The sequence below is a fragment of the Streptomyces sp. FXJ1.172 genome (genome assembly GCF_001636945.3).
Lineage (GTDB): Bacteria > Actinomycetota > Actinomycetes > Streptomycetales > Streptomycetaceae > Streptomyces.
On record NZ_CP119133.2, the window covers coordinates 2,708,607 to 2,732,354 of the forward strand.

The following is a 23,748-nucleotide window of genomic DNA, read 5'->3' on the forward strand; positions in this document are numbered from 1 at the left end:
GTTGCGCAATGAAGCAATAAAGGCAGATGGTGCGCCGCTCCTGGCCTATGCCGCTGTCCGGCGTGAAGAAGGGGTGAGCGGGATGTTCCGCAACGGGCTGGAACCCTGGCACCTGCTGCTCGTGGCGATTGCCATCATCCTGCTGTTCGGCCCGAAGAAGCTCCCCGAGACCGCCCGCGCGCTGGGCAAGTCCCTGCGCATTCTCAAGAGCGAGGCCAAGGCCATGAAGGAGGAAGGCGCAGCGCCACCCTCCTCGGCCCCGACCGAGGATGCGGCCGCCGAGCCGAAGCTCCGGGTCATCCAGACCGCGCCCGGACAGACCGAGACGGCCCGGCCGGTGACGGAGAACCGCGCGGCTCGCTGACGCCGAACGCGTCACGGGCAGGCGATGTCGAAGCCGTACCGCAACAGCTCGCCGGTCACGCCAATCTCTCCGATAGAGACGGACAGACCCTCCGGCCGTACGCCAGGCGGCGCCGTATCGACCGGGCCGGGTTACGTCACCTGGATCACTCGACCGAGGTCGGTTGGAGACCCGTATCCGCAAGCCGTTTACCGGCCCTCCGTCGAGCACCGCGGTCTCCCGGATCGCGGCAGTCCTCTCCACGGGCCGTCGTCGTTGAGCGGGGGTGTCTTGGTCCGCCATAGGAATACGGACAGGCCGGAGAGGGCAGTGACGACGGCGAGGTCCACGCCGTGGTCCGCGCGCGCTGCGCCGACTCCCCGCCATGCGGCCACCAGGGCGAGGGCGGCGGCGATGGTGGGGGCGGCTGAACGCGGTGGTGCTGGTCGCGAAGACGCAGGCGAGAGCCACCGCGCTTGCAGGTGACGCACCTTAAGCCAATTGTGCGCGGGGCAACCGGATTAACGACTACAGCGATGTAGTCGTTAATCCGGGTGTTGTCTGTGTGATTGCTCAGGGTCACGGGTGCGCCATGCATTCCGAGGAGGGTCGGGACACGAGCCCCCCACCCTCCCGGCTTAAGGAATGTCATGGCAAAGATGTCCACCAAGTTCATTCGGATCTGCGCGGGAACCGTGGCGGCTGTGGCCGTCACCGGACTCGGCCTCTCGGCGTCGGCGACTGCCGCGACGACGCCGGCGACCGTGCCCGCGGGCTTCTCCGCGACCGTGTTCGCCCACGCCGGGGGAAAGCTGAGCGGAGCGGACGACATCGCCCGGCTCGGCGACAAGCTCTTCGTCGGTTACCAGAACGGCGTCGGCTCTCAGGGCGAGCCCGCTGCCAACGGCACCAAGAACAGCACAGTGGTGGAGTTCGACAAGCACGGCAAGGAGATGGCGCACTGGGACGTGGCCGGCAAGGTCGACGGCCTCGGCGCCGACAAGCGCACCGGGCAGGTCATCGCCACGGTCAACGAGGACGGCAACAGCAGCGCCTACACCATCGACCCGGACAGCAAGCACCACGCCGTCAAGCACTACCACTTCAGCTCGCTGCCGCACGGCGGCGGCACCGACAACGTCAGTGTCCGGCACGGCGTCGTCTACATCGTCGCCTCCAACCCGACCGCGGACGCCCATGGCAGCACCGCCAACCGCCCCGCGCTCTACAAGGTCACCTTCCACGGCACCACCGCCAAGACCACCCCGGTCTTCGACGACAACATCACCGCCACCAACCTGGTGACCGGCAAGACCGGGGCGCTCAACCTGACCGACCCGGACTCCAGCACCTTCGTCCCGCGCAGCGTGCCCGGCCTCGGCGGCAGCCTGCTGCTCGACGGCCAGGGCGACCAGCAGGCGGTCTTCGTCAAGCACTGGGGCACGAAGAAGCAGCACACCGTCGTGCTGCCGCTGAGCCAGCAGGTCGACGACACCGCCTTCGCGACCTCCGCCGAGGGCACCCTCTACGCGGTGGACAGCGCCAAGGGAACGGTCGTTGCCATCACCGGCCACTTCACCAAGGACGAGGCGTTCGTCTCCGCGAAGGGCGGCCTGGGCACCCTCAGTCTGAAGACCGGCACCATCACCGCCTTCGGCAACGCCGTCTCCAGCCCGAAGGGCCTGCTCTTCGCCGCCGCCGACCGCGACGACCGGAAGTAGAACCGTCCCGTTCGTCCGAACGAACGGACCATCGCGCCGGGTCGGCACGGACACGTGCCGACCCTACGTTTTCCGATCGGCGGATGGCGTGGAAGAGCCGCACATGACGAACCCGCAGCACCACCATCCAGCAACTGATCAAGGGCGCCGAACTCACCGAGGGCATGCAGATCGACCCATGGAACACCACGCCATGTCTGATGCTGTCCACCGAATTCATAGGGCAGGGCGGGGTCGTGGTCAATGTGCTGCAACCCCCCGGTGAGGCCCTGCTCCCCCTCCGTATACCTGGCGCGCCGGGAAACGCCGACGAGGAGAAGGTCCACGGCGTAGTGGAGGGCGTGCACCAGCACCTTGCGCTTGCGCCGCAGCGACTCCAGCACATCCCGCGTCAGGACCGGATCGTGCAGGTCGACCAGTGGCCGGGACGCCCACATCAAGCAGGTGGTCGGCTGGGAAGCGATCGCCTGGCACACCGCCGAGTGGTGGCGCTTCCAATGGGAGATCACCGAACTGGTGAAGGTCACGTCTGCACGGCTGAAGCAAGACGCCTGGCGGGACTTGCCGCTGTGGGCAGGGCAGGGGCCAAGTACCAGCCGGACAGCCGAAACACGAACGAGCCCGTCATCGAAAGCTACTCGATCGGTTCTGTAGCTCCCTGGTGCGGGCTGGTACCCGTTCGGCCAGACAGGCTGATGCAGCCTGCCGTCCGGCTCACATCACCCGGTTCCGGCACAACGCGTTGGGCACCAGGAACCAGGCGGTCCCCGGGTCGACCACGATCGTTGTCCTGGGCATGCAGCTCAATGGCACGGACGACAGCACAGTGCAGCAACTGTCGGACGGTGTGGTGTCAGTGTCGACCGCACGGACACCAGCCCACGCTCCACTCCCACACTCTGCATAGAGCCGAAAGAGTGTGCCAGGCACTGAGAGTGCTCTGGGACTTTCCTGGGACTTCCGGCCGCATCAACGGGCATGGCCGTGAAACAGCAGAGAGGTCATTCGCGCAGGTCAGCAGCCCGGACCAGTCAAGCGCTGCAGGTCACGGGGCCCACTGGTCTCTTCCGGGACATCTGAGAGGCGGGGCGGAGCGCTGTGCGTGCGTCTCCGCGCAACCCCGGCCCTACGATCGCTCCATGAGCGGGCCGCACTGATGCACCACGGCGACAACCTCCTGGACACCGGCCCGCTGCCGCGGCGCGAGGCCGCGTGGGCGGCCTGGGAGGAGCAGGTGCGGGCCGCGTTGCGGACGGGGGCGGGTGACGACCCGTTGCTGCGTACGCTCGTGCACACCGTCCGCGCCCATCCGCGGCTGCGCGAGAACGTGGCGGCCTACCTGTCGACCGCCACGGCGGAACTGCACTTCACCGGGTTCGCCGCCGAGGCCGACTTCCAGGCGTACGTGGACGCCTACTCGTACCCCGCCTTCATGCTGGCCGCCGGGGTGCTGGCGCCGGAGGCGACCAGGTGCGGTACCAGGCCGCCTGCCGGACGTTCATCGAGGGCAGCCAGCGGCTCGGCTTCGTCAACGACCTCGCCGAGGACCTGCGGGAAGGACGCGTGGGCATCCCGGACGCCACGCTGAAGCGCTTCTCCCTCTCCGCGGCGGGCCTCACCGCCGGGACCGGCGGGCCGGCCCTGGCGGAGCTGATGGCGGACCAGATCTCGGCCGCCCGCGCCTCGTTGCTAGTGCCCCAACAGGCAACGTTCGCCCCGTCGCGACGCCCGGCACGCCCTCTCGCCGCACCGCCCGGAAGCCCAAGTACGTCCAGTACGAGGGCATCCGGCCGGCACACCGAGAGCACGCACCGGACGCCGCTCCTTGACGGGCAAACGTTGCCTGCCGGGGCACTAGCCGCGCGGGAGCTGCCGGCACTGACCCCGGCCCCCGGCCGGCGGCTCACGGGAGCGCTGGTCGAGATCGAACTGCTCACCGCGGAGGCCGTGCTGGCGCGGGGCACCGGGGTGCTGCGCGGTTCCGCGAGCCCGCCGGTGCCCGGAGCCCTACGCGCTCTCGCGCGCCGGTACTGACGCTTCGCCCGCGGGTGCCGGGGCGCGGTCGGCCCACGGGATCCAGGTCGCGGCCAGCGTGACGATCAGGGCCGAGGCGGCCACCGTGGCCATGCCCAGGGTCAGGCTCGCCGCGCTCGCGACGAAGCCGATCAGGGCGGGGCCGGCCAGCAGGCCCGTGGTGCCCATCGCGGCGACCAGGGCCAGCGCGTCGGAGCCGTGGCCCGCGGCGGCGACGTAGACGCACGGGGTGACGGCGGCCGCGCCGAGGCCCACGCAGGCGAAGCCGAGGAGGGTCGCGGGCACGCCGCCGGCGAGCAGGGCGAGGGCCAGGCCGGCGGCGGCCACCGCGCTGCCGGCGCGGACCACCCGGCCGTCGCCCCAGCGGGTGCGCCAGCCGTCGGCGCACGCACGGGCCAGCAGCATCATCACCGAGACGACCGCGATGCCCAGGGGAGCGACGGACGCGGACGCCTTGACGACGTCCTTCAGATAGAGCGCCGACCAGTCGTTCATGGCGCCTTCGGTGATCGTGCCGAAGGCCATGGCGCAGCCCATGAGGAGGGTGGTGGCGGAGGGCGGGGTCCAACCGCGGTTCCCCCTCGGCTCGTCGGGGGCCGGCGTGTCCGAGTGGGTGAGCAGGGCGGGGCGGGCGGCGGCGAGCAGGAGCAGCAGCAGGACCCCGGCCACGGTGAAGTGCGCCGGGACGGACGCGGTCAGGGCGCTCACGCCGGAGGCCAGCAGGGCGGCGGTGAGCAGTCCGGCGCTGAACGTGGCGTGCAGCTGGGACATGGCCGTGCGGCCGTGGGCCTTCTCCAGGGCGGCCCCCTGGGCGTTCATGGCGACGTTGAGGCAGCCGACCGCCACGCCGTCGGCACAGGCGGCCACGAGCGCGAGCGGGTACGTCGGTACGACGGACAGGGCGGCCAGTACGGCGATCAGGGAGCCGGCCGAGGCGAGGGACAGCCGCTTCGAGCCCAGGCGGCGCATCAAGGCGGCGACCAGCGGGAAGGAGGCCGCCGCTCCGGCGCCACAGGCCATCAGCAGCAGGCCCACCTCCCCGGCACCCAGATCCAGCCGGGTCTTCAGCGCGGGGAGGCGGGAGACCCAGGTGCCGTACTGGAAGCCGAGGAAGCAGAAGAGCGCGGCGATCGACCATTTGGCGCGCCGGAAGGTGACAGGGGTCATCAGCTCGCCTTCCGCGCCGCGGCCAGCCACGCCGACATGTACACCGCGCCGCTGCCGTAGCCGGCCGGCAGGTGCGCCTCGGGGTGGGGGCGGAAGCCGCCCGCCCGCCAGAAGGGCTCCTTGCCGGCGACCGCGACCAGCGACATGGTCGTGAAGCCGCGGGTGCGGGCCACGTCCGTGAGGTGGCGGACCAGGCGGGTGCCGAGTCCCTTGCGCCGCAAGGGAGTTGTGACGACGAGGTCGTGCAGGTGCAGGTTGGTGAGGGCGGCGGAGCGGTGGGCGGGCCGCTCGGGCCGGGTCAGGTCGGGGCAGCGGAACATCGGGTAGGGCAGGGCGATGACGTAGCCGGCGATCCGGCCGTCGCGGTCCAGGACGAAGCAGGTGCCCGCCGAGGCCCGGGACCGCAGGCCGGCCTCGCCCTCCGCCAGCGAGGTGCCCGCGTACGCCCCGGCCTCCAGGGCCGCGACCTCGGGCCAGTCGGCCTCGGTGACGGCGCGTACGAGATCGGTCATGTCAGTGGTGTCCTTCCTGGCCGCGTACGTACACGCACGGCAGCGGGCGGATGCCGTTGAATCCCTGGGTCATGTAGCTGGTGGCGTAGGCGCCCGCGGAGAGGATCCACACCGGGTCGCCGGAGGTGAGGTCCGCCGGGACGCGGACCGGGTGGCGGCCCTCGCCGTAGGCGTCGTCGCTGTCGCAGGTGGGGCCGGCGACGATCGCCGAGACGTGTTCCGGTGCGTCGAGGTGGCCGGGGAAGACCATCCGGTGCGTCAACTGGTCCATCTCGTAGAGGCCGTTGAACTTGCCGCAGCTCAGATAGAGCCAGTGCGCATCCGCTGCGTCCGGCTGCCGGCGCCGGGTCAGCCGGGCGACATGGGCGCGGACGGCGCCGTGGTCGGCGACGAGGTGGCGGCCCGGCTCCATGACGAAGTCGAGCGGGGCGGGCGTGCGGCCGCGCAGGTGGTCCATGCCCTCGCGGAGCACGGTGAGGATCTTGTCCAGGGGCGGGTCGAGGGGGTTGCCGTGACGGTCCTGGTAGCCGAGTGCGGGCAGGCCGCCGCCGAGGTTGACGTGGTCGAGTACGATCCCCCGCCCGGCCAGGGCCGTCAGGGTCTCGGCGAGGGTGTCCACGGCCTGCTGCCAGGCCTCGCAGGTCATCTGCTGGGAGCCGACGTGCACGGACAGCCCGGCCGGGGTGAGTCCGGCCGCGCGGGCCGCGGCCAGCACCCGGACGGCGTCCTCGGGGGCACAGCCGAACTTGCGGTCCAGTCCCCACAGGGCGCCCTCCCCGCTGGTGGCGAGACGGCAGAACACCCGGGCGCCCGGGGCGTGTTCCGCGAGGGCGGTGACGTCCTCGACGCTGTCGGTGGCGAAGGTACGGACACCCAGCCGGTGGGCCTCGGCGATGTCGTGGTCGGACTTGACGGTGTTGCCGTAGTGGATGCGGCCGGCGGGGGTGCCGGTGCGCAGGGCCTGCGCGATTTCGGCGGGGCCGGCCGCGTCGAACCCGGCGCCGCGCTCCGCGAGGCACCGCAGGACCTCGTCCTCGGGGCAGGCCTTCAGGGCGAAGCGGACCTGGATGCCGGGCAGTTCGTCCAGCAGGGTGTCGTATTGGCGCTCGATGCCGGTGAGGTCGTAGATGATGCGGTCGCTGTGCGCGGTGCTCAGTGCGGCGGCAAGGGCGGTGCTGATCCTCACGGTCGTCCGTCCCCGTGACCGGGTGCGGCGGCGGCACGGACCAGCGCCGGCCAGGCTTCGGCCAGGTGGGCGTAGTCCTCGATGTCCGACGCGGCCTGGTCCAGCAACTGTGCGCGCTCCCCGGCCAGCCGGCCGGCGAACACGGCGTAGCGGCCCCCGAGCTTGCGGTAGGCGGTGTCGACCCGGTCCAGCCGCCAGACGTTCTCGGCGCGGTCCAGGCCGGTGCTCGCGCGCAGGAACTCGACGATCCGGCCGGCCCGTACCTGCCGGTGATCGTCCAGGAGCCGGTCGCCCTCGGCCGCCATGCGGTCGTAGACGTCGTGGAAGTAGAGCATCGACAGCAGGAACTTCACGAACCGGCGCTGGTAGGCCGAAAAGCCGGTGTCGGTACGGCGTTCGGGGGTGTGGAAGTTCTCGATGTGCCGGTTGTGGAGGATGCCGGGCAGGCCGGCGTCGTGCACCAGGTGGAGGAGGAAGTAGTCGCTGCCGATGGTGTCGGTGGCCGGTGGCAGCGGGACGCGCTCGTACACCGCACGGTCGAAGGCGATGTTGCACATGTCGACGCGCATGGGGTCGACCACGGTGAGGGTGGAGTGGTCGCCGGTGAAGGGTGCGCTGCCCGCGCCGGTGAAGGACTCCTCGACCAGGTCCCGTTTGCGCTCCTCGGGCCAGTGGCCGGGTGCCCACAGGCTGACGACGTCGTGGTGGACACCGGGGTCCAGTCGGCGCATCTCTGCGATGTCGACGGAGAGTTCACCGATGAAGGAGGCGCCGGCCAGCGAGACCGGGTGGTGCAGCAGGGCCGGGGCGAGGTCGGTGCGGGTGACCGCGGCGGCGGCCTCGGCGGCGGGCCGGCCGAGGTGCGGCAGCTCGTGGTGGACGGGGAACACCGGTCGGCCGGCGTGGAGCTGGTAGGCGCTGTCGGAGTCCCGGCGGTGCAGTGAGGCGCAGCCGAGGGCGGTGGCCAGCAGGAAGGCGCGGTTGGTGCAGGCGCCGTAGGAGACGGCGGGCGGGAGCATGAGGCGCAGCAGCCGGCCGGGGTCGGGCAGGCCCGCCCGCTCGATCGTCCGGTGCAGGAAGACACGTTGGGCGTATTCGTCGAAATGGTGGACGATGACGTGGTCCGTCGGGGGCAGGGCGGCGACGGCCCGGGCGTGTGCGGCGCGGGTGCGGTCGTCGCTGGAGTCGAGGATCAGGAGCTGGACGTCGGCGCCGAAGCGCCCGGCCGCGTAGGCGGCTTCCTGGTGGATCGCGGTGATGGTGGCGGCGCAGGCCCGGTTGGTGGGCAGGCAGAGGCAGATGCGGTTCACTGTGCCTCTTTTGCGGCGGCGGTCCAGGAGTCCAGTCCGAGCAGCCTTCTGCCGAGGGGATCGAGCGTGGCGGGCCCGTAGCGGTGGGCCTCCGGCTCGCGGGCGTCGCCGAGCAGGGTGGCGTTCCAGTCGGGGGTCGCGAGGGTGCGCCAGGAGTGGACGCGGGAGTCGCGCAGGGCGGTGTGCTCCTCGAGGGCGGGCATCATCGACAGGTACTGGACGGCTCGGACACCGTTGTCAGAGAGGTTCGGTGCGACGCCGTGCGCCAGCAGCCCGTTGAAGATCAGCAGGTCACCGGCCTGGAGGTCGGGGCGGATCACCGGGAACTCGGCGGGGTCGGTGCCGGGCCGGACCGGGTCGCGGCCGGGCGCCTGGGCCACGCGCCACTCCTCGAAGTGGCGGAAGAGGTCCGGGGCGCACTGGAAGCCGCCGAGTTCGGGCCGGGTGTCGGTGAGGGCGATGATGCCCTGCACGCGCTGCGGGAGCACGGCGAGGGTGGTGTCGACGTCCCAGTGCAGTTCGATGTCGAACCCCTCGTCGGTGGGTTCGATCAGGGAGCGTGAACGGGTGCGTATGTTGGGCGGGTTGAGGTTGAGCCGGTCCAGGGTGACCCACAGCTCCGAGCAGTCCCACACGTCCGCGAAGGCGTCGTAGACCCGCCGGTTCTGGCGGCTGTTCCAGAGCAGCTGGTGGTGGTAGGCCTCGACGAAGCCGTAGATGAACAGGTGCTGGTCGAGTTCGGAGCGGAACTGCGGCTCCTCGTACCAGGTGTCGGGGCGGTCGGGGTCGAGGCGCTGGAACTGCCAGGCGAAGTCGAGGAGTTGTTTGGCCTCGCCGGGGGTGATGGCCTCACGGACGACGACGTGTCCGTACGTCTGCCAGAAGGCGAAGTCCTCTTCCGAGAGCACCCTGAGGGGCCGGGTCTTCTCGAGGTCGCGCAACGGGGTCGGGGCGAGGTAGGTCTCGCCGTCGGCGCTGAAGTAGGGGCGGTCGGATGCCGCTCGGTGCAGGAAGGGGTGGGGCGTCTGCATGCGATTCCTCTGGACAACAAGTGCGACAGCAACGTGCGGTTGAGATCCGGGAAAAGAGCAAGATCGAGTGGGCCACCCGCGCGGCGGCGGGCGGCCGGTGGCGGCCGCTGCGGTCAGCCGGCGACGACGGCCTCGGCCGCCGCCGCCCCGCACACGCGGGCGGCGCCGTAGGTGGCGATGTGCAGGGCGCCGCGAGGAGCGGCCTGCGGCAGGCCCATCTCCACGACGACGGTGTCGGGGCGGGCGGCGAGCAGGGTGTCGAGTGCGGTGCGCATCCAGTCGTGCCGGTGTTCGTCGCGCACCACGGCGACGATCCGGCGGCCGCCGGCGGCGGCGAGGGCGGCCTGAGCGGCGTTGTCGCCGGTGAAGGAGGCGGATTCGGTGCCGGGCAGCAGCCGTTCCAGCTCGGCGGCCACGCCCCACGGGGTCTGGTCGCCGACGGCGATGTTGCGGGCCGGTTCGAGCTGGGCGACGAACACCGGCGTGCCCTGCGGTGCGGCGGCGCCGGTCCGGGTCACGTGGATCGCGCGGCGGGCCGCGACCAGGCCGATCTCGGGGTCGGCCGGGGTCCCGGCGGCGGCGCCACGTGCCTGGGCGGTCCACGCGGCGAGCGCGCGCACCCGGGCGGCGGCGTCGGCGAGCCGTTCCTCGGGCAGTTCGCCGGAGCGTACGGCGGCCACGAGCGCGTCCCGGAGCTTCAGCACGGTGCCCTCGTCGCACAGTCCGCCGCCCACGCAGATGGCGTCGGCGCCGGCCGTGATGGCGAGGACCACGCCGTGCTCCAGGCCGTAGGTGCCGGAGATGGCGCGCATCTCCATGCCGTCGGTGACGATCAGGCCCTGGTAGCCGAGTTCGCCGCGCAGCAGGTCGGTGAGGATGCGCGGGGAGAGGGTGCCCGGCCGGTCGGGGTCGAGGGCCGGGACGAGGATGTGCGCGCTCATGACGGCCCGGGTGCCGGCGGCGATGGCCGCGCGGAACGGGGGCAGTTCGCGCTCGTACAGGGTGTCGGCGTCGACGTCGATGCGGGGTACGGCGTGGTGGGAGTCTACGTTGGTGTCGCCGTGGCCGGGGAAGTGTTTGGTGCAGGCGGCGACGCCGGTGGACTGCAGGCCCTCGACCCAGGCGGCGGTGTGCCGGGCGACCAGGTCGGTGCCCGCGCCGAAGGAGCGCACGCCGATGACGGGGTTGTCGGGGTTGGCGTTGACGTCGGCGGAGGGCGCCCAGTCGAAGGTGACGCCGCAGGCGGCCAGGCGCCGGCCCAGCTCGCGGGAGACGGCCCGGGTGAGGTCGGGGTCGTCGACGGCGCCGAGGGCGTGGTTGCCGGGGAAGGCGGAGCCGGTGCGCACGTCGAGGCGGGTGACGTCGCCGCTCTCCTCGTCGATGGCGATCAGCAGGTCGTCCCGCTCGGCCCTCAACTGCGCGGTGAGCCCGGTGACCTGCTCCTCGGTGACGACGTTGCGGCCGAACAGGGCGATGGAGGCGAGGCCCTCGCCGAGGCGGCGGCGCACCCAGTCGGGCGCGGTGGTGCCGTCGAACCCCGGCTGCAGGACCGCGAGGGCGTCCCGGGTGAGGGTGTCGCCCGCGGCGGAGCCGCTGCCGGATGCGGTGGTGGCGAGTGGGGTCATCGGCGGGGTCATCCCTTCACGGCGCCGTCGGTCAGACCGCTGACAGCCTTGCGTTGCAGGAAGATGAAGAGGATCAGGATGGGCAGCGCGAACAGGGACGAGGCGGCCATCGTGGCGCCCCAGTCGTCGCCGAAGGCGGTCTGGAACTGGGACAGCCACAGGGGCAGGGTCTGCTTCTCGATGTCCTTGTTGAGGATCAGGACGAGCGGGAACTCGTTCCAGGCGGTGATGAAGCCGAACAGCGAGGTCGCCATGAGGCCGGGTGCGAGCAGCGGGAAGATCACCTTGCGGAAGGCCTGGATGCGGGTGCAGCCGTCGACCATCGCCGACTCCTCCAGCTCCTTCGGCACGGCGGCGATGTAGCCGCGCAGCGTCAGGATCGTCAGCGGGAGCACCATCATGGTGTAGAAGACGGTGAGCGGGATCAGGCTGTCGAGCATGTCGTCGTCGCGGACGATCATGTAGATGGCGATGATCATGACCTCCCAGGGGGCCATCTGCGCCAGCATGAAGGTCACGACGAGCCCGCGCCGCCCCCTGAACCGCATCCGGGCGAGGGCGAACGCCGCGAACAGGGCGATGAGGAGCGAGAACAGCACCGAACAGACGGTCACGGTCACGGAGTTGGCGACCAGTGTCCAGAAGTGGTCGGCGTGGACCGCCTTCTTGAAGTGGCTGAAGGTGATGTTCGTCGGGAACCACACCGGGTTCTCGGAGATGATGTCGCCCGTCGGTTTGAAGGCCGTGGCGAACATCCAGTACACGGGGAACACGAAGCCGACGACGAGGACGACGGCGGTCGCGTTGGGCCAGATGCGGCCGAAGAGCGAGCGCTTCACAGCTCGTCCTCCTCTTGTTTGAGCACCATGCGCAGGTAGTACGAGGTGATGACGAGCAGCACCAGGATGGTCAGGAAGGAGATCGCCGCGCCGACCCCGAAGTGCTGGTTGCCGACGCCCTCGACATAGGCGTAGACCGGCAGGGTCTCGGTGAGGCGGTCCGGGCCACCCTCGTTCATGGCGAAGACCTGCGGGAACGCCTTGAAGACCCAGATGACCTCGAGGAAGGTCGTGGAGTACAGGAAGGGCCGCAGGAAGGGCAGGGTCACCGAGGTGAAGCTCTGCCAGGCGCCGGCACCGTCCAGGGAGGCGGCCTCGTACAGCTCCCTGGGGATGGTGGTGGTGGCGGCGTAGAGGTTGATCGCCACGAAGGGGATCGACATCCAGACGATGAGCAGGGTGATCACGGAGAAGGTGGAGAACTGGGTGCCCATCCAGTTGTGGGCGGCCATGGAGTGCCAGCCGAGCTTGTCCAGCACCCAGTTGACGACGCCGTAGCGCTGGGCGAACAGCCACTGGTAGACGGTGGTGGCCGCGATGACGGGCATGGCCCAGGCGAGGACGAGGCCCACGAGGAGTGTGAGCCGCATCTTCTTGCCGAGGCGGGCCAGCAACAGCCCGATCAGGGTGCCGAACAGCATGATCAGGACGACGTTGACGGCCGTGAAGAGGACGGAGCGCTCGACGACCTTCCAGAAGTCCGAACCGGTCAGGACCTCTTTGTAGTTGTCGACGCCGTTCCACTCGGTGAGGTGCTGGATGAGCTGGCGCGGGTTGAGGTTCTGGAACGACAGCATGCCGTTCTTGACCAGCGGCCAGCCGAGCAGGATCAGGGTGGCCAGCAGCGCCGGCAGCAGCAGGACATAGGGGGCGGTGGCACCGCGGCGGGACGGGGACCCGGAGTCCCGGCCCGCACCCCGCGGCGGCCCGGGTATCCGGGCCTTGCGGACAGCGGGCTCCCCGGCCGTGTCCGTGCCTTGGGTCTGCACTGACATGAGTTGCCATCTCTTCCATGGCCGAACCGGCCGTACGGACGACTGAGCCGGGGGCGCCCCGCGGGTGCCCCCGGCGCGGGTCATCAGTTCTGCTGGGCCAGGCGCTTGTCGATCTCGGACTCGACGTCCTTGGCCGCCGCCGCGGCGTCCTTGCCGTTCAGCACCGCGGTCATGTACGACTTGATCGGGTTCGGGGTGTTCTCCACCGCGGCCCACTCCGGGATCAGCGGGGTGGTGCCGCCGACCGTGGCGCCGGGCGCGGCGGCCTCGGCGGCGCCGTTGCCCTTGAGGTTGCTCTGCAGCGAGGTCTTGTTCGGGATGATGCCGTTGAGCTTGGCCAGTTCGCCCTCGTACTGGTCGTTCAGGGCGATCTTCAGGAACTCCTTGGCCAGGGACTGCTTCTTGCTGTTCTGGGCGACGGCGAGGTTGGAGCCGCCGAGGAAGACGCCCTCGGGCTTGGCGGCCGTCTCACCCGGGATCGTGAAGTAGCCGATCTGCTTCTCGATGGCCTTGTTGGCCTGAATGGCGGTGGCGGCCTCCCAGCCCATGCCGATGAACGCGCCGGTCTTGCCCTTGGCGAAGATCGTGGCCTGCTGCGGGGTGGCCTCGTCCTTGTCCTTGGGGGCCTTGGAGTAGGAGGCGTACTTCTTGTAGGTCTCCATCGCCGCGGAGACCTTCGGGTCGGCGAGGTTGGAGACGTACTTGCCGCCCTGCTTCTTCACCAGGTCGCCGCCCTGACCGATGATCAGGCCGTCGAGGAAGTACCAGTTCTGGCCGGGCAGGTAGAGGGGCTCGGCATCGGTCTTCTTGCCGATGGTGTCCAGGTCCTTGAAGAACTCGTCCCGGGTCTTGGGGGTGGACGTGATGCCGGCCTTCGCCCAGATCGCCTTGTTGTAGATGACGACGCGGTTGGCGAAGTACCAGGGGGCGGCGTACTGCTTGCCGTCGTAGACGGAGGACTGCGAGACCGAGGGGGTCCAGTCGGCGCCGATCGCCGTCTTCACGTCGGCGAGGTCGGCGAGACCACCGGTGGCCGCGTAGGCGGGGGTCTGGGTGTTGCCGACCTCCAGGACGTCCGGCGGGTTGTTCTCGGAGAGGGCGGTGGTGATCTTCTGCTGGATCCCGTCCCACTTCTGGATCTCGAACTTCACCTTCGCGCCGGTCTGCTTCTCGAAGGCGGCCTGGACGTCCTTGGTCCACTGCGGCGGCGCGGAGCCGTCCATGGTCCAGACCGTCAGGGTCTGCCCCTTCCAGCTGCCGGGTCCCGCGTCCTTGGAGCTGTCCTTGCCGTTTCCGCCACACGCCGCAACGGAGACCATCATGCCCGCGATCACGATCGCGGAAGCGAGCTTGCGCTTCACGCCACCCTCCTCAGGGATGCCACGTTCCCCCCACGCCCTCGGCGGTGACCTGCGTACGACGCTGTTGCACGTAGGGCTCGGGACCTGGCCACTAATGGTGTAGACCAGTACGGTGGAGCTTGGCCTAGACCTTTCGGGGTGTCAAGGGTGGTCCGGGAAGCCGCTGGAGGCCGTTACGAGAACGTCACCGGAGCGCCTCCGTCCGCATACGCCCCTTTCGCCCGGCGGCGATCGCCGTGCACCAGTTGGACTAGACCATAGGGCAGTTGGTCGCTATAACGGGAGACCGCCGACACAGCCGGGAAGGCAGGCATGACCACCGACGTCAGCAGCGCCCAGCCGTACAGAGGGGCGCCGGGCCGCACCGCGCGCGTGCCGAAGTACTACCGGATCAAACAACAGCTCCTGGCCATGACCGAGGCGCTGCAGCCCGGTTCGGCCATGCCCGCGGAGCGCCTGCTCGCCGTCCGGTTCAACACCTCGCGGACCACCATCCGGCAGGCGCTCACGGAACTGGTCGGCGAGGGACGGCTGGACCGGATCCAGGGCAAGGGCACCTTCGTCGCCCAGCCCAAGCTGTACCGCACGCTCCAGCTGACCTCGCACACCGAGGACATGCGCGCCCAGGGCCTCACGCCCGCCTCGCAGATGCTGGACATCGGGGAGATCCCGGCGGACGGGAAGCTGTCGGTCCTGCTCGGCATCGGTCCCGGCGAGCGGGTGCTGCGCATCGAGCGGCTGCGGCTGGCCAGCGGCGCTCCCATGGCGATCGAGACGACCCACCTGTCCGCCCGCCGCTTCCCCGGCCTGCGCCGCTCGCTGGCGAGCCAGGCCTCGCTGTACACGGCACTCGCCGAGGTCTACGGCGTCCACCTCGCGGAGGCCGACGAGACCATCGAGACCTCGCTGTCCACCCCGCGCGAGGCGCAGTTGCTCGGCACGGACGTGGGGCTGCCGATGCTGCTGCTGTCCCGGCACTCGCGGGACGCGGAGGGCACGCCGGTGGAGTGGGTGCGCTCGGTGTACCGGGGCTCCCGGTACAAGTTCGTGGCCGCACTGCGCCGGCCGGCGCAGGGGTGAGCGCGGCGACGGCCCAGCCGCCGCGGAAGCAGGAGATGTTCCGGCGCGGCCGCCGAGGGCGCCCTGGACGGCGTCGAAAGGCGCACGGCGCTCACCACCCTCGCGCCACGGCGCCGGGCGGTCCGGCCCGCCCCGGGCCCGGGGCGGCCCGGGCCGCCGGCGCACGGCCGGTGTCACTTCGTCGCGAGCTTGACGTCCTGGTCCTTCTCCGCGTGGAAGAGGGGCAGCAGCGGGATGATGCCCTCGGGCCGCATCTCCATGAGGGTGGCCTGGACGTGGGCCGTGCCGGCTTTGAGGGTCTCCGTGGAGACCTTGCCGGAGTTCTCCCAGTGGTGCTCGGCGCCGTCGCACTGGGCGGTGCTGCCGCCGATGCCGTGCCTGACCTGGGCGTCGCTCTGGCTGATCGAGGAGGTGACGAACACCGGGCCGGTGCCTGCGGTGCAGCGGTAGGTGCCGGAGAGCGTGACGGTGCCGTCGGAGGCGAGCTTGCCTGCGGCGTCGACCGTGATGGTCTCGGAGGGGTCGGCGCCGGCCGGGCCGACGGCGGCGCACAGCAGGGCGGCGGTGCCGATGGCCAGGGCGAGCGCGGGGCGAGCGGGCATGGGGTACCTCCCGGTTCCATGGGGTTGGGGGCTCCACTCGTACCGGTCGGCCGTGCCGCAGGGCGTGACCGTCACTCCATCGGTGGCGCGTCATGGAACCGTCCGTGAGTTGTCCGGGTGTTGTCACGCTTCACCGCGAGCGGTTCCGGTGCGTTCACGCCGGTCGCATGGTCTGAGTACGACGCGTGGCGGCCGGATCCGCCGGCCTCCCGCACGTCCGATGTGGAGGTGCGCCATGTGCTCCTGCCGGTCCTCGTACCCCGCGTCCGCCCAGGCTCCCCGGCACCCGGTCGCCGCCCACCCCGAACAGGGCTGGACCCTGCTGTGCGACGGTTCGATCGTCTTCGACGACAGCGGCGAACTGCACCCGGACGGCAGCGTGGTCCCACCCCACCGCGTCCCGGCGGAACACCTCACGGCGACCGCCTGAACGACCGCGGAGCGGCTCGTGGTGGTCTGCACGGGCCGGGGTGCGGCTCGCCGGTCCGGCGGCGTGGCCGGCGCGGGCTCGCGGCTACGGCAGTACGGCGAACCCGTCCAGCTCCACCATCGCCTGCTCGTCCCACAGCCGTACGACCTGCACGACGGCCATCGCCGGATAGTCCCGGCCCGCCGACTCCCGCCAGATTCGGCCCAGTCGGGCGGCGTGGGCGCGGTACGCGGCGACGTCCGTGGCGTAGACCGTGACCCGGGCGAGGTCGGCGGGGGTGCCGCCGGCCGCGCGCAGGGCGGCGAGGAGGTTGCCGAGCGCCTTCTCGAACTGCTCGGGCAGGGTGTCGCCGGTGATCTTGCCGTCGGCGTCGAGCGCGGTCTGGCCCGCGAGGAACACCACTCGGGAGCCGGACGCGACGACGGCGTGCGAGAAGCCGGTGGGCTCGGACAGCTCGGGCGGGTTGACGCGCTCGGTCGTCACCGGTCCTCCCCTTCGTGGGCGTGTGCGTGGGCGTACAACTCCTTGGCGATGATGCCCCGTTGGACCTCGCTCGCGCCCTCGTAGACACGGGGTGCGCGCACCTCGCGGTAGAGGTGCTCGAGGAGGTGACCGCGGCGCAGGGCGCGGGCGCCGTGCAGCTGGACGGCGGTGTCGACGACGTACTGCGCGGTCTCGGTGGCGAGCAGCTTGGCCATCGCGGCGCGCCCCGGGACACCGGGCGCGCCCCGGTCGTACGCCGTCGCCGCCGCGTACACCATCAGCCGGGCCGCCTCGGTGCGCAGTGCCATCTCGGCGACCTGGTGGGAGACGGCCTGAAGGTCCATCAGTCGGCCCTTGAACGCCTCGCGTCGACGGGTGTGTCCGACCGTCGCGTCGAGCGCGGCCTGGGCCATGCCGACGGCGAAGGCACCGACGCTCGGGCGGAAGAGGTTGAGGGTGCCCATGGCGACGGCGAAGCCGCGGTCCCGCTCGCCGAGCATGTCGTCGGCGGTGACGGGCACGGCGTCGAAGCCGAGGGCGCCGATGGGGTGCGGCGAGAGCATCTCCAGTGCGGTTCCGGTGAGTCCGGGCCGGTCGGCGGGGACGAGGAACGCGGTCACGCCCCTGGCGCCGGCGTCCGGGGTGGTGCGGGCGAAGACGGTGTAGAAGTCGGCCTCGGGGGCGTTGGAGATCCAGCACTTCTCGCCGGTCAGCCGCCAGCCCCGGCCGCCGTCGGGCTCGGCCGCGAGGGACAGCGCGGCCGCGTCCGAACCGGCCCCCGGCTCGCTCAGCGCGAAGGCGGCGACCGCGCTGCCGTCGGCGACGTCGGGCAGCCAGCGCTCGCGCTGCGCCGGGCTGCCGTGGGCGTGCACCGGATGGGCGCCGAGGCCCTGCAGGGCGAGGGCGGTCTCGGCCTCGGTGCAGGCCTGGGCGAGCGACTCCCGCATCAGGCACAGATCGAGCGCGCCGGAGGTGAACAGCCGCCCCAGCAGCCCGAGTCGGCCGAGTTCGGCGAGCAGCGGCCGGTTGACGTGCCCCGGCTCGCCCTTGTCGGCGAGCGGGCGCAGCCGCTCGGCGGCCTGCGCGCGCAGCTCGGCACACCAGGCGGTCTGCTCCGGTTCGAGTGAGAATGCGGGCACTGCCGGTCCTCCCTCCGGGGCGGGCCACCCCGGCCCGTTCCCCGTCTCCCTCCGACGTTATCGCGCACAGTTGACTGCCGTCACCAACACGATACGCTCGAGGCGCGAGCCCGCTGCAGAGTCCGTCTGCCACGGCAAGGGGGCGAACCGCCATGCACCGCTCGGCCCACGTCGACACCTTCGCGCGCGACCATCTGCCCCCGCCGCGGGAGTGGCCCGAGCTGCGGTTCGACCTGCCGGAGCTGCACTACCCCGGCCGGCTGAACTGCGCCGCGGAACTGCTGGACCACACCGCGGCACACCGCCCGGTCTTCCGCACCCCGGCCGGCCCCGGCTGGACGTACGGCCAGCTGCGCGAGCGCGTCGACCGGATCGCGCACGTACTCACCGGAGACCTGGGGGTGGTGCCCGGCAACCGGGTCCTGCTGCGCGGACCGACCACGCCCTGGCTCGCCGCCTGCTGGCTGGCCGTGCTGAAGGCGGGCGCCATAGCGGTCACCGTGCTGGACCGGCAGCGCCCGCAGGAGCTGGCGGCCATGTGCGAGATCGCCCTGGTGCGGCACGCGCTGTGCGACGTCCGGTCGGTGGAGGACCTGGCGAAGGCCGACATACCCGGGCTGCGGATCACGACGTACGGCGGTGACGGCCCGGACGACCTCCTGAACCGCCCGGGGCCCGGCACCGCGTACCCGGCGGTGGACACCGCCGCCGACGACGTGGCCCTGATCGCGTTCACCTCCGGCACCACGGGTCACCCGAAAGGGTGCATGCACTTCCACCGGGACGTGCTGGCGATCGCCGACACCTTCTCCCGGCATGTGCTGCGCCCCCGTGCCGACGACGTGTTCGCCGGCAGTCCCCCGCTCGGCTTCACCTTCGGCCTCGGCGGGCTCGTGATCTTCCCGATGCGGGCCGGCGCCAGCAGCCTCCTGCTGGAACAGGCCGGTCCCCGGCAGCTGCTTCCCGCGATCGCCGCGCACCGGGTCTCCGTGCTGTTCACCGCGCCCACCGCCTACCGCGCCATGCTGCGGGAGCTGGACGGGCACGACCTCTCGTCGCTGCGGCGCTGTGTGTCGGCGGGGGAGAACCTGCCCGCGGCCACCTGGCGGGCCTGGCACGAGCGCACCGGCGTACGCCTCATCAACGGCATCGGCGCGACCGAGCTGCTGCACATCTTCGTCTCGGCGGCCGACGAGCACATCCGGCCCGGGACCACCGGCGTGCCGGTGCCGGGCTGGCAGGCGCAGGTCCAGGGCGCGGACGGCCGCCCGGTGGCCGACGGCGAGCCCGGTCTGCTGGCCGTGCGCGGCCCGGTCGGCTGCCGCTATCTGGCCGACCCGCGCCAGCGGGTGTACGTGCGGGGCGGCTGGAACATCACCGGTGACACCTATGTCCGCGAGCCCGACGGTTACTTGCGCTATGTGGCCCGCGCCGACGACATGATCATCTCCGCCGGGTACAACATCGCCGGGCCGGAGGTGGAGGACGCGCTGCTGCGCCATCCGGACGTGGTGGAGACGGCGGTCGTGGGCCGGCCCGACGAGGCGCGCGGGCAGGTGGCCGTGGCGTACACCGTGCTGCGCGAGGGGGCGCCGCGCGACGCGGAGGCCCTGCGCGCCTTCCTCCTGGCCGAACTGGCGCCCTACAAATGTCCGCGCGAGTTCGTCTTCCTGTCCGCCCTTCCCCGCACGGCCACCGGCAAGTTGCAACGGTTCCGCCTGCACACCGATGGTGACCAGCAGTGATGCCGAAGACCTAAAATGATCAACGTGTCCGAGCAGCACGCCCCCCGGTCCCTCATCGTCACGCTCTACGGCGCGTACGGCCGCTTCATGCCCGGCCCCGTGCCCGTCGCCGAGCTGATCCGGCTGCTGGCCGCGGTCGGCGTGGACGCGCCGTCCGTGCGCTCCTCCGTGTCCCGGCTCAAACGGCGCGGCCTGCTGCTCCCGGCCCGCACGGGCACCGGTGCGGCCGGCTACGAACTCTCCCCCGAGGCACGCCAGTTGCTGGACGACGGCGACCGGCGCATCTACGCCACGGCGCCCCCCGAGGACGAGGGCTGGGTGCTGGCGGTCTTCTCCGTGCCGGAATCGGAGCGGCAGAAGCGGCATGTGCTGCGCTCCCGGCTGTCGGGCCTGGGCTTCGGCACCGCGGCCCCCGGGGTGTGGATCGCCCCGGCCCGGCTGTACGAGGAGACGGAACACACGCTGCGCCGGCTCCGCCTGGACCCGTACGTCGACTTCTTCCGCGGCGAGCATCTGGGCTTCGCGGCGACGGCCGAGGCGGTCGCCCGCTGGTGGGACCTGACCGCGATCGCCAAGGAGCACGAGCGGTTCCTGGACGCGCACGCGCCGGTGCTGCGCGCCTGGGAGCACCGCACGGGCACCTCGCCCGAGGAGGCCTACCGCGACTACCTCCTCGCCCTCGACTCCTGGCGCCACCTGCCCTACACCGACCCCGGCCTGCCCGCCCACCTGCTGCCTGCGCTCTGGCCGGGCCTGCGCTCGGCGGAGGTCTTCCGCGCTCTGCACGCACGCCTGCGGGACGCCGGGGCGCAGTTCGCCGGGTTGTGAACCGGCGCCGGGTCACACGGCCGTCCGGCAGTACAGGTGCTCCCCGGCCGTCCGGGCCCGGCGGGCCGGCCCCAGGAAGTCCCGCACGGTCTCCGCCCGGTCCGGCAGACGGCACTGACACTTCAGCGATCGAGGGTCAGCCGGGGCTTGGGGGCGTCGGTGCGGCCGGTCTGCGGGCGGCGGCTGCCCGCCCGGTAGGGCGCGGGCCAGTGCACACCCGGACCGTCGTAGCCCTGCTCGACCGCCGCGTGCAGCGTCCAGTGCGGGTCGTACAGGTGCGGGCGGGCGAGTGCGCACAGGTCGGTGCGCCCGGCGAGGACCAGGGAGTTCACATCGTCCCAGGAGGAGATCGCGCCGACCGCGATGACCGGGATCCCCGCTTCGTGCCGGATCCGGTCGGCGAACGGCGTCTGGTACGAGCGCCCGAACTCGGGCCGCTCCTCGGCCACCACCTGCCCGGTGGAGACGTCGATCGCGTCGGCGCCGTGCGCGGCGAAGGCCCGGGCGATCCCGACGGCGTCCTCGGCGCTCGTCCCGCCCTCGGCCCAGTCGGTGGCGGAGATGCGGACGGTCATCGGCCGTTCGGCCGGCCACACCGCGCGGACGGCGTCGAAGACCTCCAGCGGGAACCGCAGCCGCTTTTCCAGTGAGCCGCCGTAGGCGTCGGTGCGGCGGTTGGTCAGCGGGGAGAGGAAGCCGGAGAGCAGGTAGCCGTGGGCGCAGTGCAGTTCGAGCAGGTCGAACCCGGCCCGGGCCGCCCGCCAGGCGGATGCCGCGAACTGCTCGCGGATGTCGGTCAGCTGGGCCCGGGACAGCTGGCGCGGGGTCTGGCTGCCCGGCTTGTACGGCAGCGGGGAGGCGGCGACGAGCGGCCAGTTGCCCTCGGGCAGCGGCTCGTCCATGCCCTCCCACATCAGCTTCGTGGAGCCCTTGCGGCCCGAGTGGCCGAGCTGGACGCCGATCGCGGTGCCGGGTGCCTGGGTGTGCACGAAGTCGGTGACCCGCCGCCACGCCTCGGCCTGCCGGCCGGTGTAGAGACCGGCGCAGCCCGGGGTGATCCGGCCCTGCGCGCTCACGCACACCATCTCGGTCATGACGAGCCCGGCTCCGCCGAGGGCCCGGGCGCCCAGGTGGACGAGGTGGAAGTCGCCCGGGACGCCGTCGGTGGCGCAGTACATGTCCATCGGCGACACCACGACCCGGTTGCGCAGGGTCAGACCGCGCAGCCGGAAGGGGGTGAACATCGGGGGCGTGCCGGGCGGGCAGCCGAACTCGCGCTCCACGGCCCCGGTGAAGTGCGCGTCGCGCAGCCGGAGGTTGTCATGGGTGACCCGGCGGCTGCGGGTGAGCAGGTTGAAGGCGAACTGGCGGGGCGGCTGGCCCAGGTGGAGCCGCAGGTCCTCGAACCACTCGAGGCTGGCCCGGGCGGCCCGCTGGGTGGAGGCGACGACCGGCCTGCGCTCCTCCTCGTACGCCGCCAACGCCCCTGCCACGTCCGGCTGTTCCTCGAGGCAGGCGGCCAGCGACAGCGCGTCCTCGACGGCGAGTTTGGTGCCGGAGCCGATGGAGAAGTGGGCGGTGTGGGCGGCGTCGCCGAGGAGGACGACGTTGCCGTGCGACCAGCGGTCGCTGACCACCGTGCGGAAGGTCGTCCAGGCCGAGTTGTTGGAACGCAGGGGGCGGCCGCGGAGGGCGTCGGAGAAGATCTTGGCGCAGCGTTCGATGGATTCCGGCGTGTCCATTTCCCCGTGTCCCGCCGCCCGCCACACCTCCTCGCGCATCTCCACGATCACGGTGGAGGCGTCGGCCGCGTAAGGGTAGCCGTGCAGTTGGACCACGCCGTGCTCGGTCTCGGCGATCTCGAAGCGGAAGGCGTCGAAGGCGAAGTCGGCGCCCAGCCAGATGTAGCGGCAGTGGTGTGCGGTCACATGGGGGCGGAACACATGGCTGTAGGTCTGGCGGGTGGTGCTGTGCACACCGTCGGCGGCGACGACGAGGTCGTACCGCGCCGACAGCTCGTCCGGATGCGGGGCCTCGGTGCAAAAGCGGATGTCCACGCCGAGGGAGCGGCAGCGGTCGTGCAGGATCTCCAGGAGCCGGCGCCGGCCGAGGGCGGCGAAACCGTGTCCGCCGGAGCGGTGGGTCGTGCCCCGGTGCACGATGTCGATGTCGTCCCAGCGCACGAAGTCCCGTTGCAGGGCTTCGTAGACCACCGGGTCGGCGTGTTCGATGCCGCCGAGGGTCTCGTCGGAGAGGACCACGCCGAAGCCGAAGGTGTCATCGGGGGCGTTGCGTTCCCACAGGGTGATCTCACGCTCCGGATCGAGGCGCTTGAGCAGGGCGGCGGCGTACAGACCGCCGGGGCCGCCCCCGATGACGGCGACCCTCATGTCACCTCCCGTGCCACTTCGGCGGGCGCTTCTCCGTGAAGGCCGCGTGGAACTCGGCGTAGTCCTCGCCGTTCATCAGCAGGGCCTGGGTCGAGGCGTCGAGTTCGATCGCCGCCGCCAGGGGCATGTCCAGCTCGGCGGTCAGCAGGGCCTTCGTCTGCGCGTGGGCCAGGGCCGGGCCGTCGGCGAGGCGCCGGGCCAGGGCGTGGGCCGTCTCGTCCGCCCGGCCCTCCTCGGTCAGCTCGCTGATCAGGCCGATGCGCTCGGCCTCGGGGGCGCGGACCGGTTCGCCCAGCATGAGCAGGCGGGTGGCGTGGCCGAGGCCGACGAGCCGGGGCAGCAGGTAGGCCGCGCCCATGTCGCCGCCGGACAGCCCGACGCGGGTGAAGAGGAAGGCGAAGCGGGCCGTGGGGTCCGCCACCCGGAAGTCGGCCGCGAGGGCGAGGACCGCTCCCGCGCCGGCCGCCACCCCGTGCACGGCGGCGACCACCGGGAAGGGGCATTCGCGGATGGCCCGTACCACCTGGCCGGTCATCCGGTTGAAGTCGAGCAACTGGGCGGTGTCCATGGAGAGGGTCGCGCCGATGATCTCGTCCACGTCGCCGCCGGAGCAGAAGCCACGGCCCTCGCCGGCCAGCACCAGGGCGCGCACCGCACGCTCCCGGGACAGCTCGGCGAGCAGGTCGCGCAGGTCGGCGTAGCCGCCGAAGGTGAGGGCGTTGAGTCTGTCGGGGCGGGCGAGGGTGACCGTGGCGACCCCGTCGGCGAGACGGACCCGCAGGTGCTCCCAGTGCGGGGTGCGGGCGGCGGAGCCGGTGAAGGGACTCATGACGTGCGGCCTCCTTGGGCGGCGGTGCCGTACGTTGCGCTGTACCCATGAAGTTATCACCTGTTTGTGACTGTCGTCACGGGCGCGCGACAGACGTA

General features: G+C 71.7%; 22 protein-coding genes. 8 read left to right on the plus strand and 14 right to left on the minus strand.

What is annotated here, in order from left to right; translation table 11 throughout:
• Window position 1 precedes the first annotated feature (1 nt).
• The 4 genes from tatA to A6P39_RS12035 all read left to right on the plus strand — a co-directional run bounded on the left by tatA (window position 2) and on the right by A6P39_RS12035 (window position 4,098).
• Window positions 2–364: a Sec-independent protein translocase subunit TatA gene (tatA, locus tag A6P39_RS12020; RefSeq protein WP_443052856.1), complete on the plus strand. Its 363-nt coding sequence runs from the start codon at window positions 2–4 to the stop codon at window positions 362–364.
• A gap of 629 nt (window positions 365–993) precedes the next feature.
• Window positions 994–2,064, plus strand: a complete 1,071-nt coding sequence (locus A6P39_RS12025; RefSeq protein ID WP_067047855.1) for a hypothetical protein — start codon at window positions 994–996, stop codon at window positions 2,062–2,064.
• A gap of 1,102 nt (window positions 2,065–3,166) precedes the next feature.
• Window positions 3,167–3,652 carry a hypothetical protein gene (locus tag A6P39_RS12030; RefSeq protein ID WP_159396102.1) on the plus strand — a complete coding sequence of 162 codons (486 nt, stop codon included), beginning with the start codon at window positions 3,167–3,169 and terminating at the stop codon, window positions 3,650–3,652.
• Window positions 3,535–4,098: a squalene/phytoene synthase family protein gene (locus tag A6P39_RS12035; RefSeq protein WP_199840836.1), complete on the plus strand. Its 564-nt coding sequence runs from the start codon at window positions 3,535–3,537 to the stop codon at window positions 4,096–4,098. Before A6P39_RS12030 ends, A6P39_RS12035 begins: the two co-directional genes overlap by 118 nt.
• Here A6P39_RS12035 and A6P39_RS12040 read toward each other — a convergent pair.
• The 9 genes from A6P39_RS12040 to A6P39_RS12080 all read right to left on the minus strand — a co-directional run bounded on the left by A6P39_RS12040 (window position 4,072) and on the right by A6P39_RS12080 (window position 14,124).
• Window positions 4,072–5,265, minus strand: coding sequence for an MFS transporter (locus tag A6P39_RS12040; protein WP_067047986.1), 1,194 nt, complete (start codon window positions 5,263–5,265; stop codon window positions 4,072–4,074). The genes A6P39_RS12035 and A6P39_RS12040 overlap by 27 nt on opposite strands.
• The gene (locus tag A6P39_RS12045; protein WP_067047861.1) at window positions 5,265–5,777 is read right to left on the minus strand and encodes a GNAT family N-acetyltransferase; all 513 of its coding nucleotides are present in this window, start codon (window positions 5,775–5,777) and stop codon (window positions 5,265–5,267) included. Before A6P39_RS12045 ends, A6P39_RS12040 begins: the two co-directional genes overlap by 1 nt.
• A gap of 1 nt (window position 5,778) precedes the next feature.
• Window positions 5,779–6,963 (minus strand): ornithine decarboxylase, encoded by a 1,185-nt coding sequence (locus A6P39_RS12050; RefSeq protein WP_067047862.1) that lies wholly within the window; start codon window positions 6,961–6,963, stop codon window positions 5,779–5,781.
• A complete protein-coding gene (locus tag A6P39_RS12055; RefSeq protein ID WP_067047863.1) occupies window positions 6,960–8,273 on the minus strand; it encodes a DUF6271 family protein in 1,314 nt (437 codons plus the stop codon). The genes A6P39_RS12050 and A6P39_RS12055 overlap by 4 nt, the downstream gene beginning before the upstream one ends.
• On the minus strand, window positions 8,270–9,304 hold the full coding sequence (locus A6P39_RS12060) for a phytanoyl-CoA dioxygenase family protein (protein ID WP_067047864.1): 1,035 nt from the start codon (window positions 9,302–9,304) through the stop codon (window positions 8,270–8,272). The genes A6P39_RS12055 and A6P39_RS12060 overlap by 4 nt, the downstream gene beginning before the upstream one ends.
• A 113-nt stretch (window positions 9,305–9,417) precedes the next feature.
• Window positions 9,418–10,929, minus strand: a complete 1,512-nt coding sequence (locus A6P39_RS12065) for a glycoside hydrolase family 3 protein (protein ID WP_067047866.1) — start codon at window positions 10,927–10,929, stop codon at window positions 9,418–9,420.
• Window positions 10,930–10,937: 8 nt separating this feature from the next.
• Window positions 10,938–11,768: a carbohydrate ABC transporter permease gene (locus A6P39_RS12070; protein ID WP_067047867.1), complete on the minus strand. Its 831-nt coding sequence runs from the start codon at window positions 11,766–11,768 to the stop codon at window positions 10,938–10,940.
• Window positions 11,765–12,763 (minus strand): carbohydrate ABC transporter permease, encoded by a 999-nt coding sequence (locus A6P39_RS12075; RefSeq protein WP_067047868.1) that lies wholly within the window; start codon window positions 12,761–12,763, stop codon window positions 11,765–11,767. The genes A6P39_RS12070 and A6P39_RS12075 overlap by 4 nt, the downstream gene beginning before the upstream one ends.
• 83 nt (window positions 12,764–12,846) lie before the next feature.
• Window positions 12,847–14,124 carry an extracellular solute-binding protein gene (locus A6P39_RS12080; protein ID WP_067047869.1) on the minus strand — a complete coding sequence of 426 codons (1,278 nt, stop codon included), beginning with the start codon at window positions 14,122–14,124 and terminating at the stop codon, window positions 12,847–12,849.
• Between the two features lie 312 nt (window positions 14,125–14,436).
• Between A6P39_RS12080 and A6P39_RS12085 the strand changes: the two genes are divergently transcribed.
• Complete coding sequence (locus A6P39_RS12085; RefSeq protein WP_067047870.1) at window positions 14,437–15,204, plus strand: GntR family transcriptional regulator; 768 nt, start codon at window positions 14,437–14,439, stop codon at window positions 15,202–15,204.
• A 173-nt stretch (window positions 15,205–15,377) separates the two neighbouring features.
• Here A6P39_RS12085 and A6P39_RS12090 read toward each other — a convergent pair whose 3' ends face one another.
• Window positions 15,378–15,806, minus strand: coding sequence for a DUF6299 family protein (locus A6P39_RS12090; RefSeq protein ID WP_067047872.1), 429 nt, complete (start codon window positions 15,804–15,806; stop codon window positions 15,378–15,380).
• Between the two features lie 235 nt (window positions 15,807–16,041).
• Here A6P39_RS12090 and A6P39_RS12095 point away from each other — a divergent pair, with 235 nt between their 5' ends.
• Complete coding sequence (locus A6P39_RS12095; protein ID WP_067047873.1) at window positions 16,042–16,236, plus strand: DUF5999 family protein; 195 nt, start codon at window positions 16,042–16,044, stop codon at window positions 16,234–16,236.
• An 84-nt stretch (window positions 16,237–16,320) separates the two neighbouring features.
• On the opposite strand, the gene A6P39_RS12100 is transcribed toward A6P39_RS12095, so the two are convergent.
• Window positions 16,321–16,719 (minus strand): RidA family protein, encoded by a 399-nt coding sequence (locus A6P39_RS12100; RefSeq protein WP_067047874.1) that lies wholly within the window; start codon window positions 16,717–16,719, stop codon window positions 16,321–16,323.
• Entirely contained in the window at window positions 16,716–17,858 is a 1,143-nt protein-coding gene (locus A6P39_RS12105) for an acyl-CoA dehydrogenase family protein (RefSeq protein ID WP_067047875.1), read from the minus strand. The genes A6P39_RS12100 and A6P39_RS12105 overlap by 4 nt, the downstream gene beginning before the upstream one ends.
• 152 nt (window positions 17,859–18,010) lie before the next feature.
• Between A6P39_RS12105 and A6P39_RS12110 the strand changes: the two genes are divergently transcribed.
• Both A6P39_RS12110 and A6P39_RS12115 read left to right on the plus strand, forming a co-directional pair.
• Complete coding sequence (locus A6P39_RS12110) at window positions 18,011–19,603, plus strand: AMP-binding protein (RefSeq protein ID WP_067047876.1); 1,593 nt, start codon at window positions 18,011–18,013, stop codon at window positions 19,601–19,603.
• Window positions 19,604–19,618: 15 nt separating this feature from the next.
• Entirely contained in the window at window positions 19,619–20,431 is an 813-nt protein-coding gene (locus tag A6P39_RS12115; RefSeq protein WP_067047878.1) for a PaaX family transcriptional regulator, read from the plus strand.
• A 122-nt stretch (window positions 20,432–20,553) separates the two neighbouring features.
• On the opposite strand, the gene A6P39_RS12120 is transcribed toward A6P39_RS12115, so the two are convergent.
• Window positions 20,554–22,821: a bifunctional salicylyl-CoA 5-hydroxylase/oxidoreductase gene (locus A6P39_RS12120; RefSeq protein WP_067047880.1), complete on the minus strand. Its 2,268-nt coding sequence runs from the start codon at window positions 22,819–22,821 to the stop codon at window positions 20,554–20,556.
• A 1-nt stretch (window position 22,822) separates the two neighbouring features.
• Window positions 22,823–23,650, minus strand: a complete 828-nt coding sequence (locus tag A6P39_RS12125; RefSeq protein WP_067047883.1) for an enoyl-CoA hydratase family protein — start codon at window positions 23,648–23,650, stop codon at window positions 22,823–22,825.
• Window positions 23,651–23,748: the final 98 nt, after the last annotated feature.